The organism is Paractinoplanes rhizophilus (assembly GCF_042664765.1).
Taxonomy (GTDB): domain Bacteria; phylum Actinomycetota; class Actinomycetes; order Mycobacteriales; family Micromonosporaceae; genus Actinoplanes; species Actinoplanes rhizophilus.
Genome location: NZ_JBHTBJ010000044.1, coordinates 1 through 19417, shown reverse-complemented (window position 1 = coordinate 19417; position 19417 = coordinate 1). Strand labels below are relative to the sequence as shown.

Here is a 19417-nt window from a genome sequence, read left to right as displayed (position 1 = left end):
GACCGGCATGGGCTGGGTGGTGCGCCTCTTCGACCGGCGGGACGCTTGGGCGCGCATGGTGCTGCTCGACCTCAGCGGCGTCAGCTATCTGGTCTTCGGCCGGGACGGGGCACATCCGGTCGCGGCCCAGTGGTTGCTCGCGGTCGCCGCCTTCGTCGCCGCGATCGCGCTCTGCCGGTGGCCGGTGGTCAACTTCCTGACGCAGGTCGCGCTGCTGTGCGTGGCGGTCTGCGTGCTCGACGACACCACGATCAACCAGGTGGGCTCGAGCTGGGCGCTGGCCGAGGTGGCGCTCTGGTCCCGCCGGCCGCGCACGATCTGGCTGTCGGCGGGGCTGCTCTTCGCGGTCTACCTCGGGTTCGCGGTCGTCCTGTCGCCCGGCTCGGTGGGCCGCGAGCTGTTCGGGGTGATCGTGCTGCCGGTCGGGCTGCCGCTGCTGCTCGGGCTGGTCATCCGCACCACCCGCGAGCTGGGCGTGCAGGCCGAGCTGCGGGCCGCGTCGGAGAGCCGGGCGGCCCGCGCCGACGAGCGGGGCGCGATCGCCCGCGAGCTGCACGACGTGGTGGCGCATCACGTGGCGTCGATGGTGCTGCGGGTGGGCGTGGCCCGGCACGTGATCCCGGGCCTGGACCCGCGGGTGGCCGAGGTGCTCGACGACGTGCACGGCACCGGCACGACGGCGCTCGCCGACCTGCGGCGGCTGGTCGAGGTGCTGCGCGCGCCGGGCGGCGTGGAGTCCGACGCGGCGCTGACGGCGATCGAGCCGGGCGCGCTGCCGGCCGCTCTGGGCGCGGCCGTCGACACAGCCCGGCGGACCGGTCTCACGGTGGAGGCGGACATCGACGAGGCCGTGGGTGGCGTGGATGCGGTACGCGGGCTCGCGGTGCTCCGCCTGACCCAGGAGGCGCTGACCAACGTGGCGAAGCATGCCGGCCCGGCCGCGCGGGCGCGGGTCCGGATCGCCGTGCAGGACGGCGCGGTGAGCTGGGAGGTGGCCGACGACGGCGGTCCGGCCCAGCACGGCACGCCGGGCGGTGGGCATGGCCTGATCGGGATGCGGGAGCGGGTCGAGGTGCTGGGCGGCAAGCTGACCGCGGGGCCGTCCGGCGCCGGATGGCGGGTCGGCACGGTGCTGCCGAAGGCGGCCGCGTGATCCGGGTCCTGCTGGTCGACGACCAGCCGCTGATCCGGGCCGGGCTGCGGATGCTCTGCGACGCCGAGCCGGATCTCGAGGTGGTCGGCGAGGCCGGCGACGGCCGGGAGGCGATCACCCTGGCCGAGCGGCTCGCGCCCGACGTGGTGGTGATGGACCTGCGGATGCCCGGCGTCGACGGGATCAGCGCGACCAGCCGCATCCTGGCGAGCCGCCCGGCGATCCGGGTGTTGGTGCTGACCACGTTCGGCGACGACGACCACCTCTACCCGGCGCTGACCGCGGGCGCGTGCGGCTTCCTGCTCAAGGACGCGCCGCCGGCCGACCTGCTCGACGGCATCCGGCGCGCCGCGGCGGGGGACGGCGCGTTCAGCCGGGATGTGTTGCGCCGGCTGGTGGATCGGGCGATGAGCAGCCGGGCGCCGGGCCCGAGGAACGACAACCTGACCGCGCGGGAGCGGGCGGTGCTCGATCTGGTCGGTGAGGGCCTGTCCAATGCCGAGATCGCCGAGCGGCTGCACATCGGCGTGACCACGGTGAAGACGCACATCACGGCGCTGATGACAAAGACCGACAGCCCCAATCGGGTACGTCTGGCGTTGTACGCGCATCAGCCGCGCTGATCCGGGAAAGACAAGAAAGGCCGGAGATCCGTGGCGGCGGGTCTCCGGCCTTCGCCGGTAGAAGTTATCGCGTGAACGCGGTTTTTGCCCGGTGTTGGCTACGGCGTGGCGTGGCGCGGGTCAGCCCTGACGGCCGTTCCACCGGGGGTTCTTCTTGTTGATGACCACCTGGCGGCCGCGCCGGCGGGTGACGACCGAGCCGGGCTTGCTCTTCAGCGACCTGAGCGAGTTGCGGACCTTCATCGTGGAACCTCTCTCCGCGCCGTGGCCGGCTTGCCCGGCGCGACCTGAACAACGACAGCTCCTGCCGGGATATTTCCGGTCCGGCACGGCCTCGGCCGTTCGTCATGAGGGCATGGAAACCTTTCGCATCGACGTCCCGCAGGCCGACCTCGATCCACTGGCTGACCGGGACGGCGGGGTCGGCGATGCGGATCTACCGGGAGGCCCGGCTGGAGCCGCCGCTGGAGTGGCCGAGCGCCGTGCCGGTCGGGTATGCCCAGTTCGCCGACGACTACCAGCCGATCCGGCGCCTGGCGCCCGCCGTGAAAACCTGGCACAAATACGACAAAGGCGGCCACTACGCCGCCAGGCAGGCGCCGGGGCTGCTGGTGAAAGACCTGACGGACTTCTTCGCGGACCTCAAGTAGGCCGGGCCGCCGGCCGATCCACCAGCCATGCGAATGCGAGTCCTCGGCACCCTGCTCACCGCGGCGGCCGTCACCATGGCCGGCACCGCCGTTCCCGCCCAGGCCGCCGAGGGCAACGTGCTCGGCGCCGGCGCCGCGGGCGCGATCCCCGGCCGGTACATCGTCACGATGCGGACGCCGGGGATCAGCGCGCAGGGTGCCGGCGGCGGCGTCTCCTACACCCGGCGGATGAGCGCCAAGCAGGCCCGCCGCCTCGCCGCGACGGCCGGGGTCCAGTACGTCGAGCAGGACCGCGTGCTGCACACCGAGGCCACCCAGCGCAACCCGGTCTGGGGCCTGGACCGCATCGACCAGCGCGCGGTCCGGGCGTCGAGGACCTACACGCCGACCGACGACGGCAGCGCGGTCACCGCGTACGTGATCGACACCGGCATCCGGATCTCGCACAGCGAGTTCCGCGGCCGGGCCGCCTACGGCTACGACTTCGTCGACGGGGACGCCATCGCCGCCGACTGCAACGGGCACGGCACCCACGTGGCCGGCACCATCGGCGGCGCCCGCTACGGGGTGGCCAAGAAGGTGCGGCTGGTCGCGGTGCGGGTGCTGGACTGCGCGGGCGAGGGCACCCTCTCCGGGGTGATCGCCGGCGTCGACTGGGTGACCAGGCACGCCGCCCGGCCGGCCGTGGCCAACATGAGCCTCGGCGGCGGCCGGAGCGCCTCGCTCGAGGCCGCCGTCCGCCGATCCATCGCCAGGGGCGTCACGTACGTGGTGGCGGCCGGCAACGAGAACACCAACGCCTCCGCCGAGTCGCCGGCCGCCGTAGCCGCGGCGATCACCGTGGGGGCGAGCGACAGCAAGGACCGGCGGGCCGCGTTCTCCAATTACGGCAGCGTGATCGACCTGTTCGCGCCGGGGGTGGGCATCCGCTCCGCGTTCGCGAGCAGCGACACCGCCGCCGTCACCGCCAGCGGCACCTCGATGGCGGCGCCGCACGTGGCCGGGGCGGCCGCGCTGGTGCTCGACGCCGCCCCGGGCTGGAGCCCGCGGCAGGTGCGCGACTACCTGGTCGCCCGGGCCACCACCGGCAAGGTCAAGGGCGCCAAGGGCTCGCCGAACCGGCTGCTGTTCGTGACCGCGCCCCCGGCCGCACCCAAGATCACGTCGACCGGCGTGGTGCTCACCGCCGGGAAGGCGTATGCGGGCAGACTGTCGGCAAGCCGCCGCGGCAGCTGGAGCCTCGTCGCCGGGAGACTGCCGGCCGGGCTCAAGCTCTCGCCGAGCGGTGTCATCTCGGGCACGCCGACCGCCCCGGGCACGGCGACGGTCCAGGTGCGGTTCACGGACTTCGTCCCGTACGTGATGTCGAAGAGCCTCACGATCACGGTGCGCAAGAGCGTCCCGTCGATCTCCACCACCGTTCCGGCCGGCACGGCCGGCCTGGAATACCTGGCCAAGGTGTCCGCCGACCGCGCGGGAACCTGGGCGGTGACCGACGGTGCGCTCCCGGCGGGCCTGACGCTCGGCGCCGACGGCACGATCGCGGGCGTGCCGGCCGAGGCCGGGAGCTCGACCGTCACCGTCACCTTCACCGATGGCTGGGGCAGCACGGCGACCGCCTCGATGACGCTGGAGATCCGATAGCGAATGTCAGGACGCCGTCCGCGGTAAAGGAGATTCGCTCGCAAGCCCGCGCATTGATCCACAGACATAAATAATTCATCCCGGTTCGGTCATATGGTCGCGGTATGACGCGGTCGTTTGCGCAGGTCAGGGCTGAATTGATCGCGGTCGCAGCAACAATGTTCCATCTTGTGTGCATATTGAGAACTCTCGATACTGCGGGGGCACGGTACGCCACCGGCGTACCCCCCACCCCCCTGGGAGGAACCAAGTGCTCACCCGGAAGCTGCGCCGACCGATCGTCGGCCTGGCCGCCTGCATGCTCGTCGGCTCCGCGTTCGTCGCGTCACCCGCGGCGGCGGCGCCCTCGGCCGGCGACGCCTCGTTCGCCCCCTCCGCCCTCGCCTCCAAGCTCGATGCGAAGTTCGGCAGCCAGACCGCCGGCTCGTACGTCGACGCCTCGGGCAAGGTCGTCGTCAACGTCACCGACGCCGCCACGGCCCGTTCCGTGACCGCGTCCGGGGCCACCGCCCGCTTCGTCGCGAACAGCGGCGCCGCCCTCGCGGCCGCCGACAACGCGCTGAAGGCCTCGCTGAAGACGCCCGGCACGGCGTTCGCCGTCGACCCGATCAGCAACCAGGTCGTGGTCAGCGTCGACAGCACCGTCACCGGCGCGAAGCTGGCCGCGGTCCAGGCGACCGTCGCCAAGCTCGGCGACAAGGCCCGCATCGAGTCCATCCCCGGCACGCTGAGCGTCGAGATCTCCGGCGGCGACGCCATCTACGCCGGCGGCAGCCGGTGCTCGCTCGGCTTCAACGTGCGCAGCGGCTCGACCTACTACTTCCTGACCGCCGGCCACTGCACGAACATCGCGTCGACGTGGACCAACGGCTCCACCACGCTCGGCACCCGCGCCGGCACCAGCTTCCCGGGCAACGACTACGGCATCGTCCGCTACACCAACACGTCGATCACCAAGTCGGGCGCGGTGGGCTCCCAGGACATCACCTCGGCCGGCACCCCGGCCGTCGGCGCCACGGTGTACCGCCGCGGCTCCACCACCGGCACCCACTCCGGCCGGGTCACCGCGCTCAACAGCACCGTGAACTACGCGCAGGGCTCCGTCTCCGGCCTGATCCGCACGACCGTCTGCGCCGAGCCCGGCGACAGCGGCGGCCCGCTGTACTCCGGCTCGACGGCCCTGGGCCTCACCTCCGGTGGTAGCGGCAACTGCCGCTCCGGCGGCGTGACCTACTTCCAGCCGGTTGTCGAGCCGCTGAGCGTCTACGGCGTCTCGGTGTTCTGATCCTTCGCTGAGGGGGAACGGCCTCGCCGACCGGCGGGGCCGTTTCCGTGCGCCCGGGTCCTCGTCCCGCCGCCGGTGTCCCGTCGACCGGACACCGGCTCACTCGATCAGGATCCGGTCGGCGGCGCTGTCGAGCGTGACCATGATCCACTGGGTGATGTCGACGCCGCTCTGCCCGGCGGCCTCGCCCCAGTGCCGCGTGGTCGCCGGGGCAGCTCAGCGCCAACGTCGGTCACGTTGGAGAACAGACGTTGTTGACCCTTGTCGTGCGGATGATCGCAAAAATGCCTTGTGGCCGCAGGCCGCGCCGACGCGTCTCGGCGGGAACTGCTCCGACGCGATGTTTCGTCCGAGCGAGACGGCGGCCACCCGCAGAACCCGGGTGGCCGCCGTCGGAGCCTCTCGGCCCTACGGTGCTTCCTTGCGCCCCAGGTTGTCCACCGCCTCGGCGCTGAGGACCTCCTGGTAGGCGTAGACATCGTCGATGTCACCGGCGAAGTACTCCGTGCTCGCGTCGTTGCGCAGGGTTCGGCCGACGGTGAACTGGCCGGCCGCGTTCCACGTCTGTGCCGCGACCGTCACGCTAGGGACGGGCGTTCCGTCGACGTACAGCGTTGCTGTAGCGGCCGTGGCGTCGTAGACCGCGGTGAGGTGCGTCCATGTGCCGGCCGCCGCGGCGGCGCCCTGGGCGACCGTCGTGGCAGGGTTCGTGCCGTCCGTGGCCGGGAGCGTGAACCTCCAGCATTTGCAGGTGGCGCCGTAGCCCAGCTGGAAGCCCGAGGCGTGGGCGCCGTACTGGCTCACGACGGTCTGGTCCCGGGCGGTGTCGGTGAGCCGTGCCCAGCCGGCCACGGTGAACGACTGGTCGGTGCGTACCCGGGCACGGGTGGTTACCGCGCCGGTCGCGCCGTCGAGGGTGATCGCGCCGCGGTCGACGTCGATGCCCCCGGAGTCGCCGTCGGGGTTGGGATGCCCCTCCGTATTCCAGGTCACGCCCCCGGTGAAGGTGCCGGGCGCGTCCGGGTCGCGCAGCGAGGAGTCGGTCGCGGTAGTGGGCAGGCTCTGGTCCTCGAACTGCCAGATCACCGTCGCGGCATTCGGCGACGCCTCGCCCTTGACCTCGGCGTCGTCGACTACGCGCTGCCACACGCGCACATCTGCGATGTCGCCCGCGAACCAGCTGACGCCGCTGCGGCCGATCCAGCTGGCCCCGTCCGGGTCGTGGAACGGCGTGACCTCGTCGGCGCGTCCCTGTGGGTCGCCGTTGACGTACAACTGCAGACCGCTGGCGCCGGCGTCGTAGACAGCCGCCAGATGCGTCCATACCCCGACCTTCGGCGCCTCGTCGGATGTGGCGTTGAACCACAGGATGGAGTCGCCGGAGGTTGCCGAGGGCATCTGGGCCAGCCACCGGTCGGTAGACTTCTGGTACTGGAAGTACAGCGACGCAAACCCGCTGGCATCGCGGGTGAAGACGGTCCGGTCGGCCGACTTGTCGGTCAGCCGAACCCAGGCGCTGATGGTGAAGCTCTTCCCGGTGTTGAGTGCCAGCTTCGTGTCGGCGTAGCTGCTCGTGCCGTTGAACGCGCCGGCCTTGGTGTCGGCCTGCCGGCCCAGCGGCGCCCAGGCCACGTTGTAGAGCCTGGCGTCGTGGTAGGTCGGGCCGGCCGGGTCGCCGGTGCCGGTGCCGGTGTCAGCGGCGGTGGTGCCGGAGCCCTCGCCGAACTTCCACTCGGCGATGGGGAAGGTGTCGTCGCCGCCGGTCACCGCGCCGTCGCCGGCGATGCCGTCGACGCTGTCGGAGTCCATGACGTACTGCTGGGCCAGGCCCTGGTAGTAGGCGTCGTTCGGATAGGAGTTGCCGTTGCTCCAGGTGGACAGAAACTCGGGCTTGACCGAGTCGCCTGTGGCGGTGCCGTCGGCGGAGACCGCGGCGGCGAAGTCGATGACGCCGTCGGCGTTGCCTTCCATGTTCGCCGGCCCGCCGCTGCCCAGGATGTGGGCGTTGACCAGCAGCCGAGCGCTCTCCTGAGCGGCGGTGTGCGCTCCGTAGAACGGCGGCAGCGTGGCGACGTATACCTTCAGCCTGCGGCCGGCGGTGGGCAGGTTGACCGCGTAATCGAGGGCGTCATCGGCGCGGTACTGCTGCAGTTGCCCGGCCAGAGCGTTCAGCTTGTCGTTGACGTTGCTCGCGCAGTTTGCCGCGGTGTCGGTGCAGGCGAGCAGGTCGCTGCTGCCGGCCGAGATCAGCGCGATCCGGGCGTTGCTCTGGTTGAGGATCTGCCGGTCGATCGCGCCATAGGAGTTCTGCGGATACGAGGCGTTGACCAAGCGCGGAAGCTGGGCCGCGGTGCCCAGAGTGCTGCTGCCCTGGTTGAGCACGCCGGCGCGGACGGGATACCGGTTGCCGTACTCGTCGCTGGAGAGCGCGGTGGTCAACTGGTCGCTGAGGCGGCTGTGCCCATCCGCGGTGGCCGTCTCGGAATTGACGGTGTGGTCGCCGTAGAGCACGACCGCGCCGGCCGGGTTGTCCGCCGGGGTGGCGACGTCGACGCCGGCCAGGAACGGCACGCCGTTCATGGTCGATTTGGTGAAGCCGCCGCCGGTGTCGCCGGTGTGGTCGGCGTTGTCCGAGGCGCTGACGTAGATCGGGGTCGCACCATCGCGGTGACCGGCGACGGCGGTGAGGTCTCCCTTGACCTTGATGCTGACCAGCACGGTGGCCTGGTCGGTCGCGGGCAGGTCGACCGGGTCGCTGATTACGTCGGTGCCGGCCGGCAGGGTGACGCTGCCGGCGCCGTTGAAGGTCAGCTTCACCGGCGTGTCCGTCGCCGTCGCGCCGCCCGAGCCGGGGTCCTGCAACGCCACCGAGGCCGCATCGAACGTGACCGGCGTGGCTCCCTGCCGGTTGGCGAGCCGGATGCGTACCCGTCCGGGGTCGGCGCCGATGCTCAGGTGCGCCGGGATCCGTACGGTCTGGGCGTGGAGAGTGGCGTCGGTGGACGAGAACGTCCGTACCCGGTCGGTGTCCTGGGCGGCGGACCAGCTGCCGACCCAACGGCCGCCGTCGGCCGTGCGCGACGTGGGGCGAATACCCAGCCCGAGGATGTGCAGCGCGTTCGGGTGGTTCTCGACGGTGCTGGACACCAGGGGCAGCGAGACGGCGGCGATCGCCGCGCCGGGACAGACCAGCGGCACGCTCATCGCCATGATGTTCGGGGGCACGTCGGTGTGCCCGGTGCCGTCGCCGGTCTTGTTGCGCCAGCTCAGCCGCACCAGCTTGTCGTTGGCCGGGACGAACGCCCAGTCGCCCGTCCAGTCGATGGTGTACGCCTGCGAGGTGACATTGCAGCCGCTGTCCTTGGCGTAGGTGATGCGGCCCGAGGCGTTCTTGACGTCGCCGTTGACGGCGAAGCCGACAAATACCACAGCGTTGCCCTTGTTCACCACACCGCTTGCGGGGACGGTGATCAGCTGTCCGGCGGCGAGCATGTTGTCGTTGTTGCCGTCGCCCCACGTTGCCGGCAGCTTGATCGCGGCCCCGTGCACGGTCACGGTGCTCCCGGCGACCCACCCGGCGTCTCGCAGGTTGCCGGCGTCGAGGCTCCAGCCGGATCCGTCGGCGTCCGCGGTCGTGACCGGCGGGGTGGCGCCGGGTTGCAGGGTGCTGATCGCTTTGTTGTTCAGGCACGTGCGGGTGTCGTTGATAGGGCAGGTCGGCAGCGGCGCCAGGCGGATCAGGTCGATTCCCGCCTGGTATCCACCCGAGGCCGGGTTGGTGCCGGTCATCGTGATGGTAATGGTGTGCACGCCCTTGGTCAGCACCATCGGGTTGTCCGAGGAGTCCTTGACCACCCCGAAGTTCACGTACTTCGGGGGGAGTCCGGTGCTCGCGGGCAGGTAGGCGTCGAAGCCGGTGAGCAGGGTCCGGGCGGTGGGCCGGCCGGCGTCGAGCGTCAGATCGTAGATGCCGTCGAGGGTGCCGGAGGTGAGGTTCGCCCCGATCTCCCAAGCTCCGGTGGCCGGGATGTTGAACGAGAACGTCGCCTTGTCGCCCTTGGCCACCTTGGTCGTGCTGTTGGTGTTACCCAGCACAGCCTGGAAGCCGTCGCCGAAGTAGACGCCGGCCTGGCTGGCTTGGCTGACGAGCACGCCGCCTGCGCTGATCTTGGTAGCCGGCGGGACCACGGTGGTGGTGCCGTCGTTGTTGGTCGCCGTCCACCCGCTGATCAGTTTCGAGCCGAAGGCGTAGGTCGGCGTGCTGGTGCCGGCGTTGAACTCGTACACCGTCTGCCCGGACGTGGAGCCGGCCGCGTCCACGGCCTTGGCGACCAGTTTGTGCGCGCCCGCGGTACGCGGCGCGAAGACTGGCGCCGCGTTGCCGTTGGTCACGACAGTGCCGGTGCCGTCCTTGTTGTCAGCCTTGGCGTAGTAGATCGTGCCGGGGTTGATCGTGGTACTGGCGGTCCATTGAGTGCCCTTGTTGTTGGCATATATCACGTTGTTCAGGTCGCCATCGAGCGTGAACAAGTAACTGGTGACGTTGTTCTTGCGGTCGTTGCCGAGCACGAAGACGCCGTTGTCGGTGAAGCCGGCACCCACTTGGTTGGGCGGGAACTGCGACGAACTGATCCTCGGAGGGCTCGGCGCAGTGGTGTCGACCGTGAAGTACATGTACGGGCCCCACGCGGGCGCCCATAGACCGTCTTGGTTCTTTGCCGTGACCCGCCACTGGTAGTCGCCGTCGGGCAGCTGGACGTTCACCCGCCAGTCGGAGCCGTTCTTGTTGTAGGTGGTGGCGCTGGGTCCGTAACCGTACGCGATCTGCTTGCCGGTGCTCCGCTGCACGACCTGGTAGTCGATCAGCAGGTTGCGCTCGTAGCCGTTGGGGAAGCGGTTGGTGGCTCGCCAGGACAACGTGGGGGTTCGGGACGTGGTGATGACCTTCCCGCCGTCGGTAATCGACGGGAACACGTGTTGCTTGCCGTCGTTGGCGTTCAGCGTGGGCGGGTAGCTGTAGTGGACGGTCAGGCTTGCGCCGCCCTTGTAGCCCAACTGTTTCCACGAATACTTGTCGTTCATGTTCTGCGCCTCGACCAGGAAATACGCGTAGTCCTTCTTGCCCTTCGCCAGCGATGCGATGTTGCCGGACACGTCGAAGGTGAAGGAGCCGGGCGAGGCGGAGGGGCTGGCCGTGCCGCAGTTCAGCTCGGTGCCGGCCTGGGTGCTCAGTTGGGCGCCGCGGCTGGGCTCCTTGCCCCAGTACAGGCTCGACGAGCTGAAGCCCGCGGGCGCGCCGGTGGCATACAGCACAGCGTTGGTCTTGTAGCAGGACGCCGACCAGCGGTGTGTGACGTACAGGTAGGCGTACTTGACGGTGGCACCCTTGACGCCCGAGATGTTCATCTTGTAATAGGTGCGCGCCTTCTCGCCGCCGCCGGTCGGCCAGTCGTCCAGGCCGATGCGGGCGCTGTTGGAGCCGCTGGTCGCGGTCGAGTTGTAGACGTTCCAGCCGTTGCTGGAGATCCGGGCCCAGGCGGACTGGCTGCCGTAGTACTTGACGCCCCAGTCCGGGTCGACGAAGACCGGGAACTTGGTGGTCTTGGCGGTCAGCAGCGTCCGGTCCAGCGTCAGCGACTGCCGTCCCTTCCCGAGACCGACCTTGACCCGAGCGTGATTGCGGCCGAGGTACGAGGCCGCGTTGTGCGCCGCCTCCGGGCTGGTCAGCGCCTTGCTCATGGCAGCCTTCTCGGCGGGTGCGTCGGTTGCCGGGGTGCTGTCCCACATCAGCGCGGTGTTGGCCTGGAACACCGTGCGGCCGGTGGCGGTGTCGGTCGCCTCGGCGCCGCCGTCGCGGGTCGTAGCGAGCTTGACCCGGGTGCCGGCCAGCCCTAGATCGAGCCGACTCACCTTCGGGTTGGCGGCCGCCTTCGCGGTCTTCACCACGAAGATCGACGAGTAGCCGGTGGCGTTCGCGGTCACCTGCAGGTCCACCTCGGGCAGCAGGCTGACGTACGTGGCGGTGTCGCCGGTGATCACCGGCTCGGGCAGCTTGCCGTTCCAGGTGAACGTCAGCGCGTTCCGGCCCTGTTTCAGCGAGACCAGGGCGGTGTTTCCACCGCCACCGAATGACACGTCGGCCGCCGCTGCCTTCGGCGCGTAGCTGCCGTCCGCCCGTTTGATCAGGGTCGTGTCGATCGGCGTCCACCTGCCGTTGCGCTGCACCCGCTCGGGCGTGACCGAGTACGTGGTGGCGAACGTCCCGTCCGGGGCCGCCGTGGTCGTCGAGAACTCGTCGGTCAGCGACGGGATCGGCACCGTGCGGCCGGTCTTGCGGGCCTCGGCGATGGCAGACGCGACCGCCTTGGCCGTGCCGGAGGCCGGCGCCGTGGTGGCCGGTTCCGGCGTGTACGGCTCCGCCGTCCGCACCGGCGGCGCGGCGGGAGGTGTGGTGGGCTGGGGTCCGGGAGCGGGGGGATCCGCTTGTGCCGGGGTGGCTGCCCCGAGCGCGATCGTGGTGAGCAACGCGGCGACAGCCGTGAAGATCGGCAGACGCCCCCGTCGCGTCGAGCGTGACGACATGGTGCCTCGGCAACCCTTCCTGGGTGATCGCGATCATCGATCGCGCGGGCGCACATTGTGACCGTCCATTCGGCTCGCTGCGACCCCGTGGCGGCGATTCCGGCTACTTATGTGTCGCACCACGCAACGGTGAATTCAAGATCGTCTCTTTTCGTCACGAACGTCGCGGTCGCTCCACGCAGTGTGGGCTTCACTCGTAGTATGTGGCCGCCCCGGTTCCAAGATCGACGGGGCGTTTGCTCACGGGGAGGGCTGTAGCATGATGCTGTCCGAAAACGGCTGGGGCCCGCGGTTGGCAGCGCCGTGGCGGCGCGCCGCGGTAACCCTGCTCGTGGTGGCAATTGGCCCCGCGCTGATGAACGCGGTAGCCGGGGAGCCGGCGTTCGGCGCGCCGAAGGTGCCCGAGCCGGTCAAGCTGGAGCGGGTCAAACTCGGCAAGCGCAAGGTTACGTCCGCGGCCAAGGCGCGCCCGAAGGTCGCCTCCTTTGACGCCTCGGCGCGCGCGTCGCTGCCCGAGGCTCAGACGGCGATCGTGCCGATCTCCGCCGAACCGGTCCGTGCCGGGTCGTTGCCGATCAGGGTGGCGAAGGCGGCCAAGGGCACCACGCCGGACCGCGTGCGGGTGCGGGCCGCCGACCAGCGGACGGCGAGCGCCACCGGGGTCCACGGTGTCCTGTTCTCCATCGGCAGCGCGGCCGGAGCCGGTACCGTGCACGTCGATGTCGATCCCTCGACGTTCGCGAACGCGTACGGCGGCAACTATGCGTCCCGGCTTCGACTGGTGCGTTTACCCGCCTGCGCGCTCACCACTCCCAACGTGCAGAGCTGCCGGACGCAAATGCCGGTGACCAGGACGGCCGGCTCGCTGCTGTCGGCGGAGGTGCCGCTGAGCGCGGCAACCGCCGACACGACGGTGCTCGCCGCGACGTCCGGCACCAGCGGGGCGGGCGGCGACTACGCCGCGACCAGCCTCTCGCCCGGCGGTACGTGGTCGACCAGCGGAAACACCGGCGCGTTCACCTACAGCTATCCGATCTCGGTACCGCCCCCGATCGGCAGCGTGGCGCCCAGCATCAATCTGTCCTACAGCTCCGCTACCCAGGACGCTCGGACCGTCGGCACGAACAGCCAGTCCTCCTGGATCGGCGACGGCTGGTCGATGGGCGACAACTTCATCGAGCGTACCTACCGCAGCTGCGACGACGTGGACGGCTCGGGCGCACCCGAGCACTCCGGCGACCTGTGCTGGGCCGGCCAGATCCTCACGCTGTCGCTCAACGGCGAGTCGACGCCGATCGTCTACGACGACAGCACCCACACCTTCCGGTCGCAGAACGACAGCTCCACGACGCAGATCGACAACCTGTTCGACACCACGAACGGCACGAAGAACAACGAGTACTTCCGGGTCACCCAGAACGGAACGCAGTACTACTTCGGTCTCCACCGCTTGCCAGGCTGGACAACGGGCGCCGAGGAGACCAACTCGGTGCAGACCGTTCCGGTCTACAAGAGCCACAGCGCGGTCGGCGCCTGCCCGGACGGATCGTTCGCCGGCACGGCCTGCACGCTGGGCTACCGGTTCAACCTCGACTATGTGGTGGACCGCAATGGCAATGCCATGGCGTACTACTACAACGAGCCGGAGACCGGCTACTACGGCGCGAACATGAAGGACATCGCGGTGTCTTACGTCCGGGCCAGCACGGTCAAGCGCATCGACTACGGCATGACGGCGTCGACGGTGTACTCGGCACCACCGCCCGAGCAGATCATCTTCACCACCGGAGAGCGGTGCATCGTCGGCCAGCCGGCCGGCAACACTTGCGCCGCCGGCGACTTCAGCGTGTCGCATCCGGAGTACTGGCCGGACGTGCCCGTCGACCTCAACTGCACCGGCGGCGCGGACTGCACCATCCACGCGCCGAGCTTCTGGTCACGGCGGATGCTCACGTCGATCGTCACGCAGGTACGGGTGGGCGGCGTGGTCAAGCAGGTCGACCGCTACGATTTGGCGCACTCGTTCCCGGACAACGGCGACCACTCGCCCACGCTGTGGCTGGGATCGGTCACCCGCACCGGCCTGGACCGGCTCGGTGGCGCCGGCGCCGACCAGTCCGCCGGCACGGTGACGTTCGACCCGATCCAGTACGCCAACCGGGTGGGAGCTCTGCCCGGTCCGAAGATGTACTACAACCGGATCCGGGCCGTCTGGTCCGAGACCGGCGCCGAGACAGTCGTCGAGTACAAGACCCCCGCCTGCTCCGGCCTGCCGCCGGCCAACCCGTCCGGCGACGACGCGATGGACAAGGCCGCGCAGGCGTTCGCCGCGGCGAACACCACCGGATGTTTCCCCGTCTACTGGGCGCCGGAGTACCAGCCTGAGCCATTGATGGACTGGTTCTACACGTACCCGGTCACGTCGGTGACCACGTACGACAGCGCCGGCAACCACATGCAGGATGGCTCCCAGCCGAAGGCGATCACCCAGTACGCCTACCGTGGCAACCCGGGCTGGCACTACGACGACAACGAGGTGGTCAAGAAGGAGAACCGGACCTGGGGACAGTTCCGCGGCTACCCCGAGGTCGACGTCACCACCGGCGACCCGAGCTACTTCCACCTCACCAACAACCAGCAGGTCTTCGACCAGAAAACGTTGACCAAGACCTACTACTTCCTCGGCATGAACGGCGATACCCTGCCGGACGGCAAGACCCGCTCGGTGCCGGCGCTGACGAGCACGGACGGCACGATCAGCGTGCCCGACCGGAACGAATACGCCGGGCAGGTCTTCGAGAAGGTCACCTACACCGGCGCCGGCAGCGGAGACACAATCGACTCGGCGACGGTCACCGTCCCGACGATTATCGGCGCGACCGCGTCGCGGGCCCGGGACGGCCTGCCGGCGTTGAAGGCGAACCTGAGCGGCATCGCGAGGACCCTCGGCCGGCAGAAGGTCTCGTACGGCTGGCGGCGGACCGAATCGGACACCTTCTACAACACCACGCTGGGCCAGGGCACGAGCGGCCGTCCGGTGCAGTCCGTCGACCGCGGCGAAGTCGGCGCGGCCGGCAACACCGCCAAATGCACCTTCACCTCGTACGTCGAGACCAGCGTCACGCTGCCCGGCGGCAAGACCGCCCCGGTCGTGCAGCCCGCCGAGGTCATCACCACGGACCAGGACTGTGCCACCAGGACCTCGCCGGCCGGCACCCTGCTGTCCGACGTGAAGACCACCTACGACGGCCGCGGGAACCCCACGAAGGTGCAGCAGGCATCGGCCGCCACCGGCGTGACGGTCAGCGCTTGGCTCACCAACGCCACGACCACATACGACAGCTATGGCCGCGTCACGTCCGTGACGCGAACGCCGGACTCGAAGGCGGCCGACGGCACGACCAGCTTGGCGCAGACCGTCTACACCAAGATCTCGCCGACCGGCGGCGCTTTGCCGAGCTCGATCACCAAGATCGTACAGGTGACGCCGGGCGTCGCCTGCTCGGCGGTGATCAAATCCAGCAAGGACTGCCAGCTGGCCACCGTCACCATGGACCCCGCCCGGCAACTGCCGACCGCCACCACAGATGTCGCCGGGGCGCTGACCTCGCTGACCTATGACGCCCTGGGTCGTACGACCGCAGTGTGGCTGTCGAACAAATCCAAGGCCGCCGCGGCGCCCGCCAACGTCCTCCACAGCTACAAGCTGGCGTCCACCGGCCCCAGCGTGGTGACCACCATGTCCCTGCTGGAGGGCGATGCGGGCAGCACGACGCCTGCCTACAGCGTGAGCAAGACGCTCTACGACGCCATGTTGCGCCCGTTGGAGACCCAGCAGACCGGGGCAAACGGCAGCTCCGTCGTCTCCGACGTGCAATACGACACGCACGGCTGGACCGTCATCACCAACAACTCGTATGCGGTCTCCGGCGATCCGGTCGACACGCTGCTCACCGATCAGCTGTCGCAGGTGTCGATCCCGTCGACCACGGTCACCGATCACGATGCGATGGGGCGGGCCACGCAGACGACCGCGGAGCACAACGGCGTGGCGAGGTTCCACAGCCGGAATGCCTATACCGGCGACAAGGTCATCTCCGTGCCGCCCATCGGATCAACCGCGACCACCACGGCGACCGATGCCCGCGGCCAGCTGACCGAGCTGATCCAGCACACCACCGCGCCGACGTTGACCGGCAGCGTCACCGGCGGCTTCACCGCCACCGGTGGCGCCGGCAACAGCGTCCGGTACGGCTATACCGCGACCGGAAAGCCGGCCACCGTCACCGGCCCGGACAACGCCGTGTGGCGCGAGACGTACGACCTCCTCGGCCGGCGGACCGCCCATGCCGACCCGGACACCGGCACCAGCTACAGCGGCTTCGACGACGCCGGCAACCTCATCGCCACCAAGGACGCGCGCGGTGCCGAGCTCACCTTCACGTACGACCTGCTCGGCCGCAAACTCACCGCGGTCGACAAGACCGGTGGCAACTTCAAGTTCGCCTCCTGGACCTACGACACGCTGCGGATCGGCAAGGCCACGTCGTCGACCCGGTACGTTCCCAACGTCACCGGCGGCTACACCGTCGCCGTCACCGGCTACTCCTCGCTCGGCAGCCCGCTCGGGCAGACCATTACCCTGCCCAGCGTCGAGCGGCCGCTGCCCACCTCGTACACCACGAAGTTCACCTACACCCCGAACACCGAGCTGATGTCGACGCAGCAGGACCCGGCGGTCGGCACCCTGCCCGGCGAAACCATCACTTACGGCTACAACCTGCTGGGCGCGCCCACCCGGACGTCCGGCATCGACCTGTACCTCTCCAGCGCCGTGTACACCGATTTCGGTCAGCCGTCCCGGGTGACGATGGGTGACTCGACGAACGAGGTGCAGGCGCTCTACACCTACGACGAACACACCCTGCGGCCCACCTCGCGGTCCATCCACCGCACCCAGGCGCCGGGGTCGGAGATCGACAACACCAGCTTTACGTACGACGACTCCGGCAACCCGCTGTCGGTCGTCGACAAGCAGTCCGAGTCCGGCAACACCGTCACCGACACCCAGTGCTACCGATACGACACCCTGGCCCGGCTGGTCAACGCCTGGACCGCGGCCGGGGACTGTCCGAGCGCCGGAACCGTGGCGCCCGCAAGTGGCGGCGTGGCCAACGCCGCCGGCGCGTACTGGCAGACGTTCGCCTACAACGCGATCGGTAACCGAGAGCAATCCGTGGAGCATTCCACGAACGGCGGTGCCGACGTCACGACCACGTACGTCAACGGCACCAGCACCGGCGCCCAGCCGCACACCCTCACGGAGACCAAGGGCGGCGCCGATCCCACCAAGTTCGTCTACGACCTCGCGGGCAACCTGCTCACCCGGACCGCGAACAGCGCCAACAACCAGACGCTGAAGTGGGACAACAAGGGCCGGCTCACCCAGGTCACCACGACCGGCGCCACCCCGGGAACAACCAAGTACCTCTACGACGCCGACGGCAACCAGCTCATCCGCCGCGATCCCGGCCGCACCAGCCTGTTCGCAGGCGACACCGAGATCGTGGTCAACACCGCCGTCAGCCCCGCCGTCCTGATCGGCGCCGTCCGTTCGTACGCCGGTGCCGCCATCCGCTCGACCCTGCCCGGCGGCGGCACCCACTACCTTTTCGGTGACCCGCACGGCACAGCGAGCCTGTCCATCGACACCACCACACAGGCCGCGGCCCGGCAGCAGTACAAGCCGTACGGCGAGGACCGGGCCGGCGCGAACACCACGCTGTGGCCCGACCTGACCCGCGGCTACCTGGGCAAGCCGAAGGACACCAGCACCGGCTACACCGACGTAGGCGCCCGTAAGTACGACCCCGCCCTCGGCCGGTTCATCAGCGCCGATCCGCTGCTGCAGACAACCGACCCGGCCCAGCTCGGCGGCTACACATACTCGGGCGACAACCCGACCGGCAGCTCCGACCCGACCGGCCTCATCCAGGACCGCGACCGTCCCGGCTGCGCCGCCGGCAACGGCGGCAATTGCGGCGGGTATGTCCTTCCGGACGAGAAGGATCCCGACAGCGACAGGTACCGGGGCGGCGCTCCCAATGCAACCCGTCATAGGACCGACCCGGCCGAGATTCAGGCCGACGGCTACGGCGTGGGCAGCGTCGGCGGCGTCACCGTCACCACCGACCAGGTGGACGACATTTACGCGTTCGGCACCGTGGTCAACGCCGGCTATTACTACCACCGCAATCAGATAGCGAACTGGGACGCTCTCGACGACAATCTCAAGATCCTCAAGATGCTGGATTACGCGTGCCAGCAGATCGACAACCACTGCACGCCGATCTACGCCAATTCTGTCCACGATGCCATCAACAACTACTACGGCAAGATCCTCAACGGAGGAGACGGCGACTTCGCCGGCCGCGTTCGTCTTGCAGTGAACGAGGACGCCGGCGGCGCAGAACCCGCCGCGGCGGCCCGCATTCTCGCGTCCTCGCGTGCCTCGATGCGAAGCCTCGACATGCTGGACGAGTTGGTCGACGGTGTCGGACAGGCGTGCATCCGGGCGAACAGCTTCTCTCCCGACACCCAAGTCCTCCTGGCCGACGGCACCACCAAGCCGATCGCGGAGGTCCGGGTCGGTGACAAGGTGCTCGCCACCGAGCCGGAGACCGGCACCACACGGCCCGAGGAGGTCACCGCCCTCCACGTCAACACCGACACAATGCTGATCGACCTCACGGTGGACACCGCCGACGGCCATGCTGTCACGATCCACACCACCGATGAACACCCGTTCTGGGTCCCGGAACGCCAGCAATGGATCGATGCCGGCGACCTGGAGCCCGGCCAGTTCCTCGGCGCCGAGAAGTCCCACGGCACCGCCACTGTCGGGGACCTGCGCGCTTTCACCGGCCTGAAGACCATGTACAACCTGACGGTCGCCGACCTGCACACGTACTATGTGCTCGCCGGCAACGTGCCGGTGTTGGTCCATAACGCTGGGTGCGGGCCGTCGTCGTACTACCGTGGCGCCAGGGACGGAGCGCCGAGCTTTGTGCCGAGGCCGAACGATTACAAGGTCGACCCTGCGACTGGATTCGTGAAGGAAACACACGGTGTGTCGCTCTTCGATAACCCTGGAAGCATTTCCAGTAAGGGTTTCGAGCCGCATGGACTTGACATGGATTCGGTGCCCAGCACGCTACGTATCATCCAGCGGGGAAGGGACCTGAACCATTACGAAATCGTGCCTGCGCCGGGGGCGAACCTGACCCCAGAGAGGTATACGGAGGAGCTATCTAGTACGGCAGCCGCCATTAGCAGTCTGACCTGCTGGGATGTGGTGGGGGCGGTGTCCAACATGGACGCAGCCGCCTGTTGATCATGTGTTTGTGAGGACAACAAGATCAAAGGCGGCTGCTGCTGCCAGGATAGAGGCTGCCCGGACCGCCCGGACCGCGGGTGAGCT

At 69.3% G+C, this 19417-nt stretch carries 8 protein-coding genes; 6 read left to right on the top strand and 2 right to left on the bottom strand.

The window, feature by feature from the left end; genetic code table 11:
* Positions 1-7: 7 nt before the first annotated feature.
* Together ACFQS1_RS34600 and ACFQS1_RS34595 are read left to right on the top strand one after the other, a co-directional pair.
* A complete protein-coding gene (locus ACFQS1_RS34600; protein ID WP_378976230.1) occupies positions 8-1153 on the top strand; it encodes a sensor histidine kinase in 1146 nt (381 codons plus the stop codon).
* Entirely contained in the window at positions 1150-1776 is a 627-nt protein-coding gene (locus ACFQS1_RS34595; protein WP_378976229.1) for a response regulator, read from the top strand. Before ACFQS1_RS34600 ends, ACFQS1_RS34595 begins: the two co-directional genes overlap by 4 nt.
* Positions 1777-1896: 120 nt before the next feature.
* Here ACFQS1_RS34595 and ACFQS1_RS34590 read toward each other — a convergent pair whose 3' ends face one another.
* On the bottom strand, positions 1897-2019 hold the full coding sequence (locus ACFQS1_RS34590) for a ribosomal protein bL36 (RefSeq protein ID WP_127501833.1): 123 nt from the start codon (positions 2017-2019) through the stop codon (positions 1897-1899).
* Positions 2020-2204: 185 nt separating this feature from the next.
* Here ACFQS1_RS34590 and ACFQS1_RS34585 point away from each other — a divergent pair, with 185 nt between their 5' ends.
* The 3 genes from ACFQS1_RS34585 (at position 2205) to ACFQS1_RS34575 (ending at position 5355) form a co-directional block, all read left to right on the top strand.
* Entirely contained in the window at positions 2205-2426 is a 222-nt protein-coding gene (locus ACFQS1_RS34585; RefSeq protein ID WP_378976228.1) for a hypothetical protein, read from the top strand.
* A 27-nt stretch (positions 2427-2453) separates the two neighbouring features.
* On the top strand, positions 2454-4070 hold the full coding sequence (locus ACFQS1_RS34580; RefSeq protein ID WP_378976227.1) for a S8 family serine peptidase: 1617 nt from the start codon (positions 2454-2456) through the stop codon (positions 4068-4070).
* Between the two features lie 250 nt (positions 4071-4320).
* Positions 4321-5355 carry a S1 family peptidase gene (locus ACFQS1_RS34575; RefSeq protein ID WP_378976226.1) on the top strand — a complete coding sequence of 345 codons (1035 nt, stop codon included), beginning with the start codon at positions 4321-4323 and terminating at the stop codon, positions 5353-5355.
* Between the two features lie 408 nt (positions 5356-5763).
* Here the strand turns inward: ACFQS1_RS34575 and ACFQS1_RS34570 are convergent, their stop codons facing one another.
* A complete protein-coding gene (locus ACFQS1_RS34570) occupies positions 5764-11937 on the bottom strand; it encodes a LamG-like jellyroll fold domain-containing protein (protein ID WP_378976225.1) in 6174 nt (2057 codons plus the stop codon).
* A gap of 259 nt (positions 11938-12196) precedes the next feature.
* Here ACFQS1_RS34570 and ACFQS1_RS34565 point away from each other — a divergent pair, with 259 nt between their 5' ends.
* Positions 12197-19330 (top strand): polymorphic toxin-type HINT domain-containing protein, encoded by a 7134-nt coding sequence (locus ACFQS1_RS34565; protein WP_378976224.1) that lies wholly within the window; start codon positions 12197-12199, stop codon positions 19328-19330.
* Positions 19331-19417: the final 87 nt, after the last annotated feature.

Bases quoted from the DNA above. Each gene is read 5' to 3' on its own strand.
- ACFQS1_RS34600 (WP_378976230.1), top strand. From the start codon at position 8: ATGGGCTGGGTGGTGCGCCTCTTCGACCGGCGGGACGCTTGGGCGCGC.
- ACFQS1_RS34590 (WP_127501833.1), bottom strand. From the start codon at position 2,019: ATGAAGGTCCGCAACTCGCTCAGGTCGCTGAAGAGCAAGCCCGGCTCG.
- ACFQS1_RS34585 (WP_378976228.1), top strand. From the start codon at position 2,205: ATGCGGATCTACCGGGAGGCCCGGCTGGAGCCGCCGCTGGAGTGGCCG.
- ACFQS1_RS34580 (WP_378976227.1), top strand. From the start codon at position 2,454: ATGCGAATGCGAGTCCTCGGCACCCTGCTCACCGCGGCGGCCGTCACC.
- ACFQS1_RS34570 (WP_378976225.1), bottom strand. From the start codon at position 11,937: ATGTCGTCACGCTCGACGCGACGGGGGCGTCTGCCGATCTTCACGGCT.
- ACFQS1_RS34565 (WP_378976224.1), top strand. From the start codon at position 12,197: ATGATGCTGTCCGAAAACGGCTGGGGCCCGCGGTTGGCAGCGCCGTGG.